This is a genomic window from Streptomyces sp. NBC_01465 (genome assembly GCF_036227325.1).
Classification (GTDB): domain Bacteria; phylum Actinomycetota; class Actinomycetes; order Streptomycetales; family Streptomycetaceae; genus Streptomyces.
In genome coordinates this window covers 6966076-6982528 of the sequence record NZ_CP109467.1, presented here as the reverse complement: position 1 = coordinate 6982528, position 16453 = coordinate 6966076, and the positions used below count along the sequence as shown (strand labels likewise).

Annotated in this window: 14 protein-coding genes; 6 read left to right on the top strand and 8 right to left on the bottom strand. The window is 70.9% G+C overall.

Translation table 11 applies throughout. From position 1 onward, the window contains the following. Positions 1-4 precede the first annotated feature (4 nt). Entirely contained in the window at positions 5-1093 is a 1089-nt protein-coding gene (locus OG707_RS32710; protein WP_329124784.1) for an ABC transporter substrate-binding protein, read from the top strand. A 46-nt stretch (positions 1094-1139) separates the two neighbouring features. Continuing rightward, complete coding sequence (locus OG707_RS32705; protein WP_329124781.1) at positions 1140-1514, top strand: hypothetical protein; 375 nt, start codon at positions 1140-1142, stop codon at positions 1512-1514. Positions 1515-1520: 6 nt separating this feature from the next. Here the strand turns inward: OG707_RS32705 and OG707_RS32700 are convergent, their stop codons facing one another. Genes OG707_RS32700 through OG707_RS32690 form a run of 3 tightly spaced genes read right to left on the bottom strand, consistent with a single transcriptional unit; the run spans position 1521 to position 4605 of the window. Further along, positions 1521-2567: a FecCD family ABC transporter permease gene (locus tag OG707_RS32700; RefSeq protein ID WP_329124779.1), complete on the bottom strand. Its 1047-nt coding sequence runs from the start codon at positions 2565-2567 to the stop codon at positions 1521-1523. Further along, positions 2564-3556 (bottom strand): FecCD family ABC transporter permease, encoded by a 993-nt coding sequence (locus OG707_RS32695; RefSeq protein WP_329124777.1) that lies wholly within the window; start codon positions 3554-3556, stop codon positions 2564-2566. Before OG707_RS32695 ends, OG707_RS32700 begins: the two co-directional genes overlap by 4 nt. Next, the gene (locus OG707_RS32690; RefSeq protein ID WP_329124775.1) at positions 3553-4605 is read right to left on the bottom strand and encodes an iron-siderophore ABC transporter substrate-binding protein; all 1053 of its coding nucleotides are present in this window, start codon (positions 4603-4605) and stop codon (positions 3553-3555) included. Before OG707_RS32690 ends, OG707_RS32695 begins: the two co-directional genes overlap by 4 nt. Positions 4606-4744: 139 nt before the next feature. Between OG707_RS32690 and OG707_RS32685 the strand changes: the two genes are divergently transcribed. The 3 genes from OG707_RS32685 to OG707_RS32675 all read left to right on the top strand — a co-directional run bounded on the left by OG707_RS32685 (position 4745) and on the right by OG707_RS32675 (position 8456). Continuing rightward, the gene (locus OG707_RS32685; RefSeq protein ID WP_329124773.1) at positions 4745-6625 is read left to right on the top strand and encodes a rhamnogalacturonan lyase; all 1881 of its coding nucleotides are present in this window, start codon (positions 4745-4747) and stop codon (positions 6623-6625) included. 368 nt (positions 6626-6993) lie between these two features. Next, a complete protein-coding gene (locus OG707_RS32680; RefSeq protein WP_329124772.1) occupies positions 6994-8007 on the top strand; it encodes a glycosyltransferase family 2 protein in 1014 nt (337 codons plus the stop codon). Beyond that, positions 8004-8456, top strand: coding sequence for a GtrA family protein (locus tag OG707_RS32675; RefSeq protein ID WP_329124770.1), 453 nt, complete (start codon positions 8004-8006; stop codon positions 8454-8456). The genes OG707_RS32680 and OG707_RS32675 overlap by 4 nt, the downstream gene beginning before the upstream one ends. Here the strand turns inward: OG707_RS32675 and OG707_RS32670 are convergent. The 3 genes from OG707_RS32670 to OG707_RS32660 form a co-directional block, all read right to left on the bottom strand. Then, on the bottom strand, positions 8431-9945 hold the full coding sequence (locus OG707_RS32670) for a DUF6056 family protein (RefSeq protein WP_329124768.1): 1515 nt from the start codon (positions 9943-9945) through the stop codon (positions 8431-8433). The two genes, OG707_RS32675 and OG707_RS32670, sit on opposite strands and share 26 nt — an antisense overlap. Positions 9946-10023: 78 nt before the next feature. Continuing rightward, entirely contained in the window at positions 10024-11184 is a 1161-nt protein-coding gene (locus OG707_RS32665) for a glycoside hydrolase family 6 protein (RefSeq protein ID WP_329124766.1), read from the bottom strand. A gap of 95 nt (positions 11185-11279) precedes the next feature. Next, a complete protein-coding gene (locus OG707_RS32660) occupies positions 11280-12527 on the bottom strand; it encodes an MFS transporter (RefSeq protein ID WP_329124764.1) in 1248 nt (415 codons plus the stop codon). 55 nt (positions 12528-12582) lie between these two features. Here OG707_RS32660 and OG707_RS32655 point away from each other — a divergent pair, with 55 nt between their 5' ends. Further along, positions 12583-13593, top strand: coding sequence for an ArsR/SmtB family transcription factor (locus OG707_RS32655; protein WP_329124762.1), 1011 nt, complete (start codon positions 12583-12585; stop codon positions 13591-13593). Here OG707_RS32655 and OG707_RS32650 read toward each other — a convergent pair. Both OG707_RS32650 and OG707_RS32645 read right to left on the bottom strand, forming a co-directional pair. After that, positions 13555-14709, bottom strand: a complete 1155-nt coding sequence (locus OG707_RS32650) for an XdhC family protein (RefSeq protein ID WP_329124761.1) — start codon at positions 14707-14709, stop codon at positions 13555-13557. The genes OG707_RS32655 and OG707_RS32650 overlap by 39 nt on opposite strands. Before the next feature lie 40 nt (positions 14710-14749). Then, entirely contained in the window at positions 14750-16225 is a 1476-nt protein-coding gene (locus tag OG707_RS32645; protein ID WP_329124759.1) for an NCS2 family permease, read from the bottom strand. Positions 16226-16453: the final 228 nt, after the last annotated feature.

Below are 16453 nucleotides of genomic sequence, written 5' to 3'. Positions count from 1 at the left end.
AAGCATGCACACGTCACCATCGACCCACGAGGCGCCGGTCCGGATCGGCGCTCTCGTTCCACTGACCAGGCCGGGCTGGGCGCAGGCGGGTCAACACCTGCTGGCCGGGCTGGAGTTGGCGGTCGGCGAGGTCAATGCCGCCGGCGGGATCGCCGGGCGGCCGCTCGAGCTGGTGGTACGGGACACCGCGGCCGATCCGCAGCGAGCGGTGGCGGCCGTCGACGAACTGGCCGGTCTGGGCGTGGCCGCGCTGGCGGGCGAGTACCACAGCGTCGTCGCCCGCGCCGCTGCCACCAGGGCAGACGCCCTCGGCCTTCCGTACCTCTGCTCGTCGGCGGTGTTCGACGCCCTCACCGAGCAGCCGACGGACCATGTCGCGCGCCTCTCCCCGCCGCAGTCCCGCGGCTGGCAGCTCTACGCGGACTTCCTCCTCGCCGCGGGCCACAGCCGGATCGCCGTGGCGACCCAGCCGAGCGTCTACTGGGCGGCCGGGACCGGCATTCTGCGCGACCGTCTCGCTCCGCACGGCGGTTCCCTCGTCGAACTCGACATGCGCGAGCTCACCCCCGAGTCCCTGTGCGACGAGCTCGTCGGCCACGGTGCGACGGCCCTCCTCCTGCTGGTCGGTCACCCGGAGCCGGCCGTCCCGGTCGTCAGGGCCGTCCGCCGCGACCCGCGCCTCTCCGGACTCCTGATGGGCGCCCCGGCCGGACAGCCGGAGTTCGCCGAATGGGCGGACCTGCTGGGCGACGACGGCGCCGGGATCCCGTTCCTGCGCTACCTGCCCGAGCAGCTCGGCCCTCTCGGCACACGCGTCGAGGCGGCCCTCCGCGAGCGGCTCGGCGAAGTGCCGTCCTTCGTGGCCTTCGAGGGCTACGACACGATCACCGTCCTCGCCGACCGGGTGCGAACTGCCGCCGCCTGGAAGGACGTTGACGTCGAAGGCACCCGAGGCCGTATCCGGTTCTCCCGCGAGCCGGGCATCAGCGTCTGGCAGTGGGCTCAGCCGCCGGTCCAGATCGCCGACCGTGACCCGTCGCATCCCGGCCGCTTCCGGGTCCTTCACGCCGACCGTCTCCCGCGACGACACTGAGGGGGACGCGTACCCCCGAACGCGGCAGCCCCGGAAGGGCGGCAGCATGGAGCAGATCCAGCAGGTCCTCACCGAGGTCATGAAGATACGAGGCGCGCTGGGCGCCGTCGTTGTGGACTACGTCAGCCGGGTCACCCTGGGCGTCCAGGGCAACGGCACGGAGCTCGACCTGCACAAGGTCGGAGAAGTCGACACCGATGTGATCCGGGCCAAGCTCCACGCGCTGTCCGTCCTCGGCTATCCGCCCGGCGACCTGCAGGACATCCTCGTGACGCTCACCGGCGAGTACCACCTCATCCACCCGCTGGCGCAGCGCAAACTGCAGGGCGTCTTCATCTACCTCGTACTCGACCGCAACAGCGCCGCCCTTGCCGTGGCCCGTGCGCGCCTGGTGGAGATCGAGGAGGCCTTCGACCTCTGAGCTCCGTCAGCGCCCCTTCCGCCCCAGCAGCCACAGCAGATACGGACCACCGACCAGCGCGGTGAGCGCACCGACCGGGATCTCCAGCGGCGGCAGCAGGGTGCGGGCCGCGAGGTCGGCAGTGACCACGACGAGTGATCCGGTCAACGCCGAGCAGATCAGGGGCAGTTGTGGGGTACGGGTGAGACGCCGGGCCAGCTGCGGAGCGGTGAGGGCCACGAAGCCGATGGGGCCGGCGGCACCGGTGGCGGTCGCGGCCAGGATCACGCCGAGCACGGTCAGACCGAGCCGGGTGCGCTGCACCGGTACGCCGAGTGCCGCCGCCGTGTCGTCGTCCAGGCCGAGCGGGCGCATCGCACGGGCGGCCCAGAGCAGGCCGGGCAGGGCGAGCAGCAGGACGCAGCCGAGCGGCCGGGCCTGCTCCAGGCCGCGCCCGCTGAGACTGCCCGCGAGCCAGAGCTTCACCTGCTCGGCCGCTGCCAGGTCGGCGTCGGTGAGATAGAGCTGTACGACGGCGGAGAGCGCGACCCCGATGCCCACCCCGGTCAGTACGAAGCGGCTCGCCTGCATGCCCCGCCGCCAGGCGACCGCGTACACGAGTGCTGCAGCCGCCAGACCTCCGGCGGCGGAGACGACGGGCAGAGCGCCGGGCGAGGTGACCGTCCCGGTGGCCAGGAGCAGCACCGTCGCGGCAGCGGCTCCGTGGCCGACGCCGATGACATCGGGGCTGGCCAGGGGGTTGCGGGTGACCGTCTGCACGAGGGCGCCGGAGAGGCCGAGCGCGGCGCCCACCAGTACGCCGAGCGCGATGCGCGGGACGCGCAGTTCGGAGACGACCAGGGTGTACGGACTCGGCTCGCCCCGCAGGACGTCCCAGACCGCGCCGGGCGCGACGAAGGTCTGCCCCACGCAGGCCGAGACGGCCACCGCACCCGCCAGCACTACGAGCAGCAGACACGCGACGACGGCCGAACGCCGGTGCAGGAGAAGGGAGATGCGCCCCGGGCGGAGTACGGAGAGCCCGGCGGCCCGCGGATAGGCGGCAGCGCTCATACCGTCGCCCCCTTCTTCCGTACGAGCACGATCAGCACCGGTACCCCGACCAGCGCGGTCATCACCCCGGCCGGCACCTCCGCCGGCGCCCGCACGACCCGCCCTGCCACGTCGGCGGCGAGCAGCAGAGCGGCGCCGAGGAGGGCGGAGAGCGGCAGCAGGCTGCGGTGGTTGCCGGAGACGAGCCGGCGGGCGAGGTGCGGTACGGCCAGGCCGACGAAGGCGATGGGGCCCGAGGCGGCGACGGCGGCCGCCGTCAGCACGGTGGCGCCGAGTGCCGCGCAGCCCCGTACGAGCGCCACCCTGTGGCCCAGCGCGCGGGCGCTCTCGTCGCCCAGGGCGAGTGCGTCGAGGCCGCGCGCACAGCCGAGTACGAGGAGCGCGCCGACCAGCAGGAACGGCAGCATGCGCCCGACGGTGCCGGGGTCGCGGCCGCTCAGCGCGCCCACCTGCCAGAACCTGAACTGGTCCAGGGTGGCCGAACTCGACGTCAGCGCAACGGTGGTGGCGCCTGCGACCATCGCGGAGAGCGCCGTCCCGGCCAGCGCCAGTTTGACGGGTGAGGCGCCGCCGCGGCCGCGCGAGGCGACGGCGTACACGACGCAGGCAGCGACGACGGCACCCCCGAAGGCGTACCAGACGTAACCCCCGAAGCCGCTCGCCAGACCGGTGGCGATGGCAAGGACCACCCCTGCCGCAGCGCCCTGGCTCAGCCCGAGGATGCCCGGATCGGCGAGCGGATTGCGGGTGACGGCCTGCAGCGCGGCCCCGGCGAGGCCGAGGGCCGCGCCCGCGGTGAGCCCGACGGCGGTACGCGGCATCCGCAGCGATCGCACCACGAGCGCGTCCGGTGAACTCCCGCCGTGCAGCAGGGCGTCGAGGACGGCGGAGGGCGGGACCGCCCGGGTGCCGACGGCCAGGCTCAGCACCACGGCCGCGGCGGTGAGCACCAGAGCGACCGCCGTCCAGCCGGTCGTACGGAACCTCATGATCCGAGCGAGGCGGTGAGCTGCTCGACGACCAACCGGGCTGCGGTGGGGCCCGCGTTGAGGTACCAGGGGTCGTCGTCGACCTTGACGGCGTGCTCGCCCTTGACCGCCTTCATGGACTTCCAGAGCGGTCCGGCGAGCACACTGCCCGCATCGGTCTTCGCGGGGTCGCCCTGCACCGAGTAGAAGATCCAGTCGCCGTCGGCGAGGTCGATGCGCTCGGAGCTGATGTCCTGCGAAATCGCCTTGAAGGACTGGGACTTGGGACGCCCGACTCCCATGTCGACGGCGATGGAGCCGGTGAAGGACGAGACGCCGAACATCCTGGTCCGGTCGGGCGTGAAGCGGACCATGGACACGGCGGTGCCGCCCGCGCCGAGCGCCTTGCCCTTGGCTGCCGCGTCCTCGGCGAAGCCGTTGAGCAGCGTCTGCGCCTGGTCGCCCTTCCCTACCGCGTCGCCGACCAGCAGCAGATCGCGCTTCCAGTTGATGCCCTGCCCCTTGGTCACCACGGTCGGCGCGATCTTCGACAGCTTGGGATAGAGGTCCGCGAGCGAGGAGTTGATGAGGATCAGATCGGGCTGCGCGGCGGAGAGCGCCTCCAGATTGGGCGCGGCCCGGGTGCCGACGTCGGCCATCTTCGCCAGCTGCGCCTTCTGCTGCGGGAAGGCGTCGGCCAGATAGTCCGGTACGAGTCCGGCGTTGTCGCCGCGGGTGGCGGCCACCGGGACGGCGCCCAGCGTGAGGAGGTCGTCGAGCTGCCCGGTGCTGAGCGCGGCGACCCTCGCGGGCTTCCCGGTGATCTCGGTGCTGCCCTTGAAGTGGGTGACGGTACGCGGGAAGACCCCGTCCGCGGCCTTCGTCCCCATACCGGCGGCCAGTGCGCTGGGCGCCGCCGCGGGCCCCTGCTCGGCCCCGGCGACCTTGTTGCGCGAGCCGTCGGCCGCGCCCTCGCTCCCCGTACCGCTGCCACCACCCGACGAACATCCGGCCAGCAGACCACCGATGACGGACAGGCCGAGGACGGCCTTCACACCCCACGCACGCACAAGAAGCCCTTCGAAGCCATTAGGTAAGGCTTACCTTAATCACACTTCCTGTGGGTGGGCGCACCACCCCCGGCAACCTTCCCCGCCCCGGCGGCGACAGCAGCACGGACATGCCTTCCACCGCGCAGGAGGATTCACCGTGCAGCACCCGCAGCCGCGCCCGCACTCCCCCGGATTCCGCCGACGCCATCTGCTGACCGCCGTCCTCGCCGGCGTCCTCGCCGCCGCCGGACTGGTCGCCCTGCCCGACACCTCGTCCGCCGCGACCGCCCGCCAGGTCGAGGCGCTCGACCGGGGTGTGGTGAGTGTGCACACCGATGCAGGGAACCTGGTCAGCTGGCGCTGGCTGGGCACCGATTCCGACACCGTGGCCTTCAACGTCTACCGGGCCGGCACGAAGCTCAACTCCGCCCCGGTCACGGGCTCCACGAACTACTTCCACTCCGGGGCGCCCGCCCAGGCCGACTACACGGTGCGCGCCGTCGTGAACGGCGTGGAGCAGGGCGACTCGGTGCACGCCGTGCAGTTCCGTACGGGCTACAAGGACGTCCCGATCTCCGCCCCGGCCGGCGGCACCACCCCCGACGGGGTGGCGTACACCTACGAGGCCAATGACGCGAGCGTCGGCGATCTCGACGGGGACGGCGCACTCGACTTCGTACTGAAGTGGACGCCGACCAACGCCAAGGACAACTCCCAGTCCGGCTACACCGGGAACACCGTCCTCGACGGCATCAAGCTGGACGGCACCCGGCTCTGGCGCATCGACCTGGGCAAGAACATCCGCTCGGGGGCGCACTACACCCAGTTCCAGGTGTACGACTACGACGGCGACGGCAGGGCCGAGGTGGCCACGAAGACCGCCGACGGGTCGGTGGACGGCGCGGGCAAGGTCATCGGCTCCGCCTCCGCCGACTACCGCAATTCCAGCGGGTACGTCCTCTCGGGCCCGGAGTATCTGACCATGTTCAACGGGCAGTCGGGCGCCGCGATGGGCACCGTCGACTACGTGCCCGCGCGCGGCACCGTCTCCTCCTGGGGGGACAGTTACGGCAACCGCGTGGACCGCTTCCTGGCCGGTACGGCCTATCTCGACGGCGCCCGCCCCTCGCTCATCATGGCGCGCGGCTACTACACGCGTACGGTGATCGCCGCCTGGGACTGGCGCGGCGGCGCCTTCACCCGCCGCTGGACCTTCGACACCAGCTCCTCGACCAACAGCGGCAAGGGGTACGACAGCCAGGGCAATCACAGCCTGTCGGTCGCCGATGTGGACCAGGACGGCAAGGACGAGATCGTCTACGGCTCGATGGCCGTCGACGACAACGGATCGGCCCGGTGGACCACGAAGAACGGCCACGGCGACGCGATGCACGTCGGCGATCTGGACCCCTCGCGCCCCGGCCTGGAGGAGTTCAAGGTCGACGAGGACTCCTCGAAGCCGTCCTCGTGGTTCGCGGACGCGAAAACGGGCCAGGTGCTCTGGTCGACGCCTGCGAACGGCGACAACGGGCGCGGTGTCTCCGACGACATCTGGTCCGGCAGCCCGGGCGCCGAGTCCTGGTCGTCGGCGCAGCCCGACATCCGCAACACGGCCGGCACGGTCGTCGGCCGCAAGCCCTCCAGCACCAACTTCCTCTCCTGGTGGGACGGGGACACCACCCGCGAGCTCCTGGACTCCACCCACATCGACAAGTACGGGACCGCCTCCGACACCCGGCTGCTGACGGGCGCGGGCGTGCACTCCAACAACTCCACCAAGGCCACACCGTCGCTGTCGGGCGACATCCTCGGCGACTGGCGCGAGGAAGTGGTCTGGCCGACCACGAACAACACCGCGCTGCGGATCTACTCCACGCCGTACGAGACGAGCACCAGGATCACCACGCTCCTCCACGACACCATGTACCGCACGGCCCTGGCCTGGCAGAACACGGCGTACAACCAGCCGCCCCACCCGAGCTTCTTCATCGGCGACGGCATGGCGACCGCACCGAGGCCGGTGGTCACCGCACCCTGACGCGACAGGAGCCCGAGCGCCCTGCCCGGTGTCCCCCGGCATCAGGCAGGGCCCTTCCCGCGCAACGCGGTGTTCCCCTTCCCGTATCCGGCAATATCACGCAGCGCCACCCCAGCACCCCCTTCCGGTGACATCGTGAAGCGGTGGCCGCCCCCTCTGACCAGCGGATACGGCCGCCAAAGACCGGGGGGTCCGAGGCACCCGCCGCCTTTGCGCCGCGCCGCCCGGTCGCACGAATTGCCTGGATCCAGGAAAGTTTGGATAACGCAGGCAACCCAGATCGCCTCACAACCCTTCTTCATGTATGCGAGTCACACGTCTGGAATCGGAATCGGCACTCGCATGACTGACACGGAGTGAGAAGAGACATGGTCTACCTATCGGTCGTCGTACCGTGCTTCAACGAGGGCGAGGTCATAGACGCATTCCACGCGGCCCTGATCTCCGCACTCGAACCGACCAGGGAGACCTTCGAGATCTGCTACGTCGACGACGGAAGCAGCGACAACACCCTCGATCAGCTGCGTGCGCTCGCCGAGACCGACCCCCGGGTGCGCTACACCTCCTTCAGCCGCAACTTCGGCAAGGAGCCCGGTATGCTCGCCGGCCTGCGGATGTCCCAGGGCGACGCCGTGGTCATCATGGACGCCGACCTCCAGCACCCCCCGGAGCTCATCCCCCGCATGCTGGAGCTCCACGGGCACGGATACGACCAGGTCATCGCCCAGCGCGACCGGGCCGGCGAGGGCGCGGTGCGTTCCGCTTTCAGCAAGACGTACTACCGCCTGGTGCGCCGCGCCATGGAAGTCGAGGTCATCGACGGCGCGGGCGACTTCCGTCTCCTTTCGCGCCGCGCGGTGGACTCGGTCCTCTCGCTCCCGGAGTCCAACCGCTTTTCCAAGGGGCTCTTCTCCTGGATCGGTTTCGACACCGTCAGCTTCACGTACCAGAACGTCGAGCGGGCGGCGGGCGAATCGAAGTGGGGCGGAAAGCGCCTGCTCAATTACGGCATCGACGGGCTGATCTCCTTCAACAGCCGTCCGCTGCGCCTGGCGATCCACACCGGCCTCTGCCTCTTCGTGTCCGCCCTGCTCTACGCCCTGTGGATCGTCGTCAACAGCGTGATGAACGGCGTCGACACCCCGGGTTACGCGACCCTGCTGAGCGCGATCGTGGCCCTCGCAGGTGTCCAGCTGGCGACGCTCGGTGTCGTCGGCGAGTACGTCGGCCGGATCTACCACGAGTCCAAGCGCCGCCCTCACTACGTCGTACGCGAGACGGACGAGACCGCCGGCGGCTTCACCACGGCCTCCCGGCTCACCTCTGCCGCCGTCCAGAGCGTGCAGGGCGTCAAGGGACTCCAGGGACGGCCGCAGTCTTGAAGGAACGCACCCGCACCCTGGGTCAGTTCGTCACGTTCGCCGCGATCGGACTGGCCAACACCGCTGTCTACTACGCGGTCTACGCCCCGCTGAACCGCTGGATCCCTTATCTCGCCGCCCATGTGATCGGCTGGATCGTCAGCATCATCGGCTCGTTCCTGCTCAACTCGTACATCACCATCCGCACCAGGCCGACGTGGCGGGGCTTCCTCCGCTACCCCCTGTCGGGGATCGTCAATGTCGTCGGCAGCGGCATCCTGCTCTACCTGGCTGTGAGCCGGCTGGGAATGAACAAGGACATCGCCGCGCTCCTCGCCGGTGTCCTCATCACGCCCGCCTCGTTCCTTCTTGCCCGCTGGGCCATCACCTCAGGGGTGACGGCCCAGCCGCAGACGGGGATCGAGGGTCACGGGGACCCCGAGGTCAGGGAATCCGCTTCCCGTGTGTGAGCTTGTCGACCTTGTACCACTTGGCGGTGCCGGTGATCGGCCAGCCGCTCTTCATGGTGAACGGCTCCAGCATGTGGGAGATCCTGGTCGGCGTGTACGGCAGGACCTTCTTGCCCTCCGCCGCCTGCTCCCGTAGCCACGCGTCCTGACGGTCGAACTTCTCCGCCCGTACGTGCATCTGGTGGCCGAGGTGCGTCAGCGGGGCGACCAGGGAGACACAGACCACTCCGTACACCGCGGCGGCGGCGAGCAGCGCCACCCCCGACGTGGCCCGGTTGTCCGTACGCAGCCGCAGCGCGCGGCCGAGCAGGGCGCCGAAGGCGACGAACAGCACGATGTACAGCAGCAGCCAGTCGTTCCAGACGCGGTCCGTGGCCGTCACCCTCGCGCCGAAGATGGGCAGCGTGATCAGGGTGCAGCCGTAGCCGGAGACCAGGCAGACCAGGGCGCCGAGCCCGATCAGGACCGGGGGCCTGACCGGCTTCAGGGCGGTGGAGCGCTCCGCGCGGCCGCGCGCGAGCAGGCCGAGGATCACCCCTGCGGCGACCGCTCCCAGGTACTGCCAGGTGGGCAGCGTCTTCTCCAGGATGTGCACATAGGCGGAGAACGCCGTCTTCAGGCTGTGCGGCGAGAGCATCTCGGCGGTGGACTGGGCGCCGTACCGCTGGCGCCGGTGGATCGAGCCCGGCGAGGTCATCAGGACGACCATGCCGATGGCGATGCCGAGCATGTAGCAGCCGGCCCAGACGCGGATGTGGCCGCGTACGCGCTCGGTGAAGAAGAGGTGCGCGAAGAGCAGGAGCGTCGCCCCGACCACCAGGACGATCACCGAGGTCTCCTCGGAGAGCGTCCCGATGAACACCCCGCCGACCACCGTCAGCACCAGGGCCGCGATCCTGCCCGCCCGGCCGTGGGCCAGCAGCAGCGGGATGGCCACGGCGGCCGCCAGGACCGGCGCCATGGTGTGCGAGACGGAGGCGGCGGGCCAGTAGAACGTCTTGTAGATGTTCACGCCGGCGAAGAAGAACACCGTCGTGATCATCAGGGAGACCAGCAGCGGGGTGCCGAGCGGCACGCGCTGCCCGGCCCTGCGCAGCACCAGGACGGTGAGGAGCCACAGCGCGCCGAGCATGATCACGGCGCTGACCAGGCCGAACCACTGGTGGCCCGCGATACCGAACTTGGCGTACGCACCGACCATCAGGGCGTTGGCGACGCGGCCGTTGTCGACGTTGTAGAACTTGTCGACCAGACCGGAGATGCCGTGGTCGCGCACGAGCGGCAGGAAGACCCATTCGTCGGCGCTCGGGCGGACGTACTGCCCGTACCAGAACGCGACGGCGAGGAGCCCGAGAGGCAGCAGGGAGAGCAGGGACGTCCAGGACGTCGTACGACGTCCGAGGCCGTCTCCGCGGTCGAGCCATCCTCGCTTTCCGGGCTCCTCGCCCGGATCTCGCGGGGTGGTGACGCTTGCTGCGTCAACGGCCATTCTCACCACTGCCTCTCGGAATTTACCTCTGATCCACCGGGGTAGACGGTAATCTCCGCGAGGTCGTTCCACCCTTTGTCAGGGCGTTATGGGCGGGTTGGCCTCCCTCGTCAGCTCCAGCGCCTGGGCGGCGAACCAGTCCCCCGCCGCCGGGTCGACCACTCCGCGTTCCGGATCCTCGGGCCCCTGGGTGCCGCGCAGGCACAGGCCGTCGGATTCGCCGGGGGTCTTGATCCACAGTTTGGCGTCCTGCAGCGGGTCGCCGGTGCGCAGCGTGGGGCGGGCGCCGAGGCCGCGTCCCGGCGGGTTGCACCAGTCCTGGGCGTCCGTGTACTTGCCGGGAGGCGGGGTCCAGGGGCCCTTGCCGTTGCGGCTCGTGTCGGTGACGAAGTGCTTCATCCGGGCCGGGTCGGCGTGCACATGGGTGTCGAGCCAGCTCTGGGCGTCGGCGCGCGGCCAGTACTGGTTGGGGCACTCCGCGCTGCTTCCGCCGGTGTCGACGTAGGCGAGGCAGGAGGAGATCAGCTTGCCGTACCAGGCGTTGGCGTCGTCGGTGTTGTAGTTGGAGGCGTTGGTGTAGAAGCCGGCGGCTCGGGCGACGCCTCCTTCGACCAGACGGGGGACGATGTCGTTGACGCTGTGCCAGCCGGGGTGTCCGGTGTCGAGATAGACCTTGGTGGCGGACGAGGCGCCGAGCCGGTCGACTGCGTAGTTGACCTCGGTGTAGCGGGCGGCGGTCTTCGTCCCCTGCGCGTCGTCCTGGCCGCAGTCGGAGGGCAGCAGGGCGAGGGAGTCGGGCTCCAGGACGACCATGGAGTCATGGCTGCCGATGCCGCGGGCGACCGCGTCGATCCAGGCCTTGTACGCGGGGGTGTCGGCGGCGCCGCCGGCCGAGTAGTTGGAGCAGTCGCGGCCGGGGATGTTGTAGAGGGCGAAGACGGGGATCTCGCGCCCGGCGTCCCGCACCACGGCGCGGGCCTGCCGCTCGACCTCGGCGGGGGTCTGGTCGCCGTACCAGACGGCCTGCGGGGTGCTGACCATGGCGAGGATCCCGGCGGCATCGCGGAACTGCCCGTGCCGGACGAGGTCGAGGGTCTGGCGGTACGCGTCCGGATTGGCGGCCGGGGTGTAGAGGCGGGGTCCGCGGGCGGCGGACGTGTCGGCCGTGGCGGAGTGCGCGGGCAGCAGCGCGGCGGCCACTGCGGCGCAGGCGAGCAGGGCGGGTCTCAGGCGGTTCAAGGGTTCACTCCAGGGGTGACGGGGCACGTGCGGGAGCGCTCCCACAGAGACTCAATCAGCGCCATGCTCGCGTCAAGAGTCGTGTACGTACGGAGTCAGGCGCCCGCCGCGTACTCCGGCCGGCGATCCGGGCGGCGGGCCGCCGGGACCGTCACCGTTCCCACCGCCAGGAAGCCGATCCCCAGCAGCAGCCAGCCGGTCGTCCCGCCGTTCGTGACCAGCGCCGTCACCAGCAGCGGGCCGGCCGCCCGGGACAGGTCCGCGCTGAGGGTCCAGGCGCCCTGGTACTCGCCCTGGCGGTCCGGGTGGGCCAGGCCGTACGACAGGCCCCAGCCGCTCGCCGAGGAGAGCAGTTCGCCGGCGGTGAGCAGCGCCACCCCCACCGCGAGCACCGCCACCGCGGCGACCGGTCCGAGCTCGCGGGCCACCGCGAAGACCGCGCACGCGCCGAGCAGCGCCCACCCGGCGCGCCGCCCCGCGACCGCCGCCCCCGGCACAGTGTCCGAGCCGCGGGCCGCGCGCACCTGGAGCAGGATCGCCAGCGCGGTGTTGAGGAGCATCAGCGCCGCGATCGACCAGCGGGGCGCCTCGGTGTGTCCGGCGATCCACAGCGGCAGCCCGAGGTTGAGGACGTCCGCCTGGATGTAGAGCAGCCCGGAGAGCGCGGCGAGCAGGAGGTAGCGGCCGTCGCGCAGGGCGCCGAAGCGCGGGCGGGCAGCGGGAGTTGCGCCCTCCTCGCGTACGGTCCGCCGTCCGTCCGGCATCCGCAGCAGGATGACGGCGACGATCGCGTACGAGAGGCAGTTGCCCACCACCAGGGACGCATAGCCGGCATAGGTGTCCACCGCGAGCGCGACGCCCGCGCCCAGACTCCCCAGCGAGAAACCGATGTTGAGCATCACCCTGGTGTACGCGCTCGCCGAGACCAGCGCCTTCGCGTCGGCGATCTGCGCAAGATAGGCGCTCGCGACCGGCCTCACCGCGCTCTTGGCCAGCGAGAGTGCGCAGACCACGGCGAGGAACGCGGGGAAGCTGTCGACCACGAGGTATCCGGCGAAGCAGGCGGCCTGGACGACGACCGCCAGGAGAAATATCCGCCGGTGCCCGTAGCGGTCGCCGAGGCGCCCGGCGGGCACGGAGACGACCGGGCCGACCAGTGCCGCCACGGTCATGCCGAGCCCCACCCGGGTCCCGCTGAGCCCGACGATCCGGGTGAAGAAGAGCGCGGCGCCGGTGAGGAAGAGACCATTGCCGATCCAGTCGACGAGGGTGATGAGGGCGTATCCGCGCAGCGGACCGCGGGGCGGCAGCACGGCTGCCGCCCCTGACGTGATCGAGGGCATGCCGACAGCCAACCCGCTGTCGCCCTCGCCCGACAGAGATTTAGGCTATGGCTCAATGCTCAGTTACCAGTTCGACGTCGACGACCTGGCCGACATGCGTTTCGGCTGCTCCCCGCTCCTGGAGACGGCAACGAGCCTGTGGGCGCTGGCCGCCCCGGAGAAGTACACGCTCCATCTCCCCTGGGTGCGCCGGACGCGGGCCGCCCTCGCGGATGCCGACGGTCTCGACCTCGTACTGCTGCATCAGCTGAAGGTGCGGGGCAGCGGGTGGATTCCGGACTTCCTCACACCGCGCCCCGATTCACCGCTGCCCGATGTGCGGGACGAGCTGAGGCGGGTGCGGGCGACGCGTCCGGAGAAGGTTCTGGCGGATGTCCGGGCGGCGTACGCGTCCCGGCGGCTTCCCGCACACCTGGCTGAACTGGCCGCGGATCCAAGGGTGTTGAGGGACGCGGTGGCCGACGCCCTGGAGAGGTACTGGGAGCTGGCGATCGCCCCGCACTGGCCCCGGATGCGTGCGGTCCTGGAGGCGGACATGATCCATCGCTCCCAGCTGCTTGCCCGCGACGGCGCGGCGGCCCTGCTCACCTCGCTGGATCCGACCGCGGTGTGGGAGGCGGGAAGGCTGACGCTCTTCGTCCATCCCGAGCTGGATCTGTCCGTGGCGGTCGGCGGCCGGGGCTTCTGGCTCGCGCCCACGCTCTTCGCCCGTCAGGCGATCAGCCCGGTCGGCGCGGACGAGCCGCCGACGATCAACTACCCGGCGCGCGGGGTCGCCACGCTCTGGGAGACCCGGCCACAGCAGCCGGCGGGGGCCCTGGCCGAACTGGTGGGTGCGCCGAAGGCGGCGCTGCTCGAAACGCTCGACGGGCCCGCCTCGACCACCGAACTCGCCCGCCGTATGGGCGTTTCGGCGAGTGCGGTCTCGCACCATCTCGCCGTACTGCACCGGACGGGACTCGTCAGCAGGGCGCGGGCCGGGCGCCTCGTGCTGTACGCCCGCACCGAGCTGGGCGCCGAGCTCGCGTCAGGCGACGGACGCCATCCGGCCGGCCGGCCCGCGTGAGCCTTCGTGGTGGATGGCGGTGTGGGCGCCCGTGAGGGAGGCCCCGGTGCCGCCGCGCCGGTTGGCGACGATCTCCGCGCCGATGGACAGGGCGGTCTCCTCGGGCGTACGCGCGCCGAGGTCGAGGCCGATAGGGGAGCGCAGCCGCGCCAGCTCCAGCTCGGTGACGCCGACGTCGCGCAGGCGCGCGTTGCGGTCGAGGTGGGTGCGGCGCGAGCCCATCGCGCCGACGTAGGCGACGGGGAGTTTCAGGGCGAGTTCGAGGAGGGGCACGTCGAACTTGGCGTCGTGGGTGAGGACGGCGAGGACCGTACGGCTGTCGGTCTCGGTGGACGCCAGGTAGCGGTGCGGCCAGTCGACGACGACCTCGTCGGCGTCGGGAAAGCGGGCGGCGGTGGCGAAGACCGGGCGGGCGTCGCAGACCGTGACGCGGTAGCCGAGGAACGTACCGACGCGCGCGAGGGCGGCGGCGAAGTCGATGGCGCCGAAGACGATCATGCGGGGCGGCGGCACGCTCGACTCGACGAGGAGGGTGAGCGGCTGTCCGCAGCGCGAGCCGCCCTCCCCGAGGGTGACCGTGCCGGTGCGTCCCGCGTCCAGCAGGGCGCGGGCCTCGGCCGCTGCCGTGCGGTCGAGTTCCGGGTGGCCGCCGAGGGTGCCCGTGTGGGGGCCCTCGTCGGTACGTACGAGAAGCGCGCTGCCCATCAGCTCGGCCGGCCCCTGTGTGATGCGGGCGACGGCCGCCGCCTCCCCCCGTGCGGCGGCGGCCAGCGCCTCGACGTACACCTGCCGCGCGGGTGAGTTCGCGCGGACCGGCGTGACCAGGATGTCGATGGTTCCCCCGCAGGTCAGGCCCACCGCGAAGGCGTCGTCGTCGGAGTAGCCGAAGCGCTCCACCACCGTTTCGCCGTCGTCCAGGGCCTGCTTGCAGAGTTCGTACACCGCCCCCTCCACGCATCCTCCGGAGACCGAACCGACCGCCGTGCCCTCGGAGTCCACGGCGAGCGCGGCTCCTGGCTGGCGGGGGGCGCTGCCGCCGACGGCCACGACCGTGGCCACGGCGAAGTCACGTCCCTGCTCGACCCACCGGTTGAGCTCTTCGGCGATGTCCAGCATGCGGGTCTCCTTCAGGATGCGGGGAGGGGTGCGGGCTGCACTAGATGCCCAGCCAGCTCTCGATGGGGTGGAGTGCGAAGTAGGCGAGGAACACCGCGGCGAGCACCCACATCAGCCAGCCGATCTCACGGACCTTGCCCTGAGCGGCCTTGATGAGGACGTGGGCGATGACGCCGGCCGCGATGCCCACCGTGATGGAGTACGTGAACGGCATCAGAACGGTGGTCAGGAACACCGGGATGGAGGTGGCCTGGTCGTTCCAGTCGATGTGCTTGGCGTTGGTCAGCATCATCGATCCGATGACGACGAGCGCGGCCGCGGCGACCTGGGTCGGGATGAGCTGGGCGAGCGGGGTGAAGACCAGGCACAGGGCGAAACCGAGACCGGTGACGACGCTGGCGAGACCGGTGCGGGCACCGTCGCCGACGCCCGCGGTGGACTCGACGAAGACCGTCTGGCCCGAGGCACCCGCGAGACCGCCCACGATGCCGCCGGCACCGTCGATGGTCAGGGCCTTGTTGAGGCCCGGCATCTTCCCGTCCTTGTCGACGAGGTTGGCCTGCTGGCCGACGCCGATGATCGTGCCGATGGCGTCGAAGAAGCCGGCGAGGACCAGGGTGAAGACGATCACTCCGACGGTGAGACCGCCGACGTCGCCGATGCCGCTGAAGGACACCTTGCCGAAGAGCCCGAAGTCGGGGGCGCTGACGATGGAGCCCTTGAGCGCGGGGGCGTTGAGACCCCAGTCCTTCTGGGTGAGTCCGGCGGCCTGGTGGACGATCGCCGCGAAGACCGTACCGCCGACGATGCCGATGAGGATCGCGCCGGGGACCTTGCGGACCTGCAGCACGAAGATCAGCAGCACGGTGACGCCGAAGCAGAGCACCGGCCAGCCGGTGAGCATGTCGCTGGTGCCGAGCTGGAGCGGCTTGGCTCCGGTGACCCCGCCGGGGCCCTTCATACCGGTGACGAAGCCGGCCTGGACCAGGCCGATGAGGCAGACGAAGAGGCCGATTCCCATGGTGATGGCGTGCTTCAGTGCCAGCGGGATGGCGTTCATGATGAGTTCGCGCAGGCCGGTGATGACCAGCAGACAGATGATGGCGCCGTAGATGATGCACATGGCCATCGCGTTGCCCCAGGTCATCTCCGGGGCGACCTGGTAGGCCATGACGGCGGAGACGCCGAGTCCCGCGGCGAGGGCGAGCGGCACATTGCCGACGAAGCCCATGACGAGGGTGGTGACGGCTGCGGCGAGGGCGGTGGCCGTGGTGATCTGGCCGCCGTCGAGGTGGTGTCCCGTCGCGTCCGCGCCCGAGAGGATCACCGGGTTCAGGAGGACGATGTACGCCATCGCCATGAAGGTGGTGATGCCGCCGCGGACCTCCTGGCCGACGGTGGACCCTCTCTTGGTTATGTGGAAGTACCGGTCGAGCCAGGACCTTCCGGCGGGCTGGCGCGTTCCCGCGCCGGCGTCCTCCGCCGTGGCCTTCGGCTCAGTGGACTGCTGGGTCATGATGCCTAACTCCCAAGGTTCACAGGGGCATCCGTATGCGTGCTACGGAATTTGGGATGTGCTGTTGGCTGCACGACCCGGGGGACGGCCCGAGAGATGTGCGGTGAAGCGGTGGTGCTGTGGTGCCGTGGTGCAAGGACCGCGAGCGGTGCGGTACTTGGGACTCCGGGCGGTGCGGGGAGGCGAAGTGTGACGTTCCCGTCCCCGCGCCGCCCGGAGAGCTTGTGG

Excerpts from the sequence above, each read along its gene's own strand:
- OG707_RS32710 (WP_329124784.1), top strand. The coding sequence starts at position 5 with ATGCACACGTCACCATCGACCCACGAGGCGCCGGTCCGGATCGGCGCT.
- OG707_RS32705 (WP_329124781.1), top strand. The coding sequence starts at position 1,140 with ATGGAGCAGATCCAGCAGGTCCTCACCGAGGTCATGAAGATACGAGGC.
- OG707_RS32700 (WP_329124779.1), bottom strand. The coding sequence starts at position 2,567 with ATGAGCGCTGCCGCCTATCCGCGGGCCGCCGGGCTCTCCGTACTCCGC.
- OG707_RS32695 (WP_329124777.1), bottom strand. The coding sequence starts at position 3,556 with ATGAGGTTCCGTACGACCGGCTGGACGGCGGTCGCTCTGGTGCTCACC.
- OG707_RS32680 (WP_329124772.1), top strand. The coding sequence starts at position 6,994 with ATGGTCTACCTATCGGTCGTCGTACCGTGCTTCAACGAGGGCGAGGTC.
- OG707_RS32670 (WP_329124768.1), bottom strand. The coding sequence starts at position 9,945 with ATGGCCGTTGACGCAGCAAGCGTCACCACCCCGCGAGATCCGGGCGAG.
- OG707_RS32660 (WP_329124764.1), bottom strand. The coding sequence starts at position 12,527 with ATGCCCTCGATCACGTCAGGGGCGGCAGCCGTGCTGCCGCCCCGCGGT.
- OG707_RS32655 (WP_329124762.1), top strand. The coding sequence starts at position 12,583 with ATGCTCAGTTACCAGTTCGACGTCGACGACCTGGCCGACATGCGTTTC.
- OG707_RS32650 (WP_329124761.1), bottom strand. The coding sequence starts at position 14,709 with ATGCTGGACATCGCCGAAGAGCTCAACCGGTGGGTCGAGCAGGGACGT.
- OG707_RS32645 (WP_329124759.1), bottom strand. The coding sequence starts at position 16,225 with ATGACCCAGCAGTCCACTGAGCCGAAGGCCACGGCGGAGGACGCCGGC.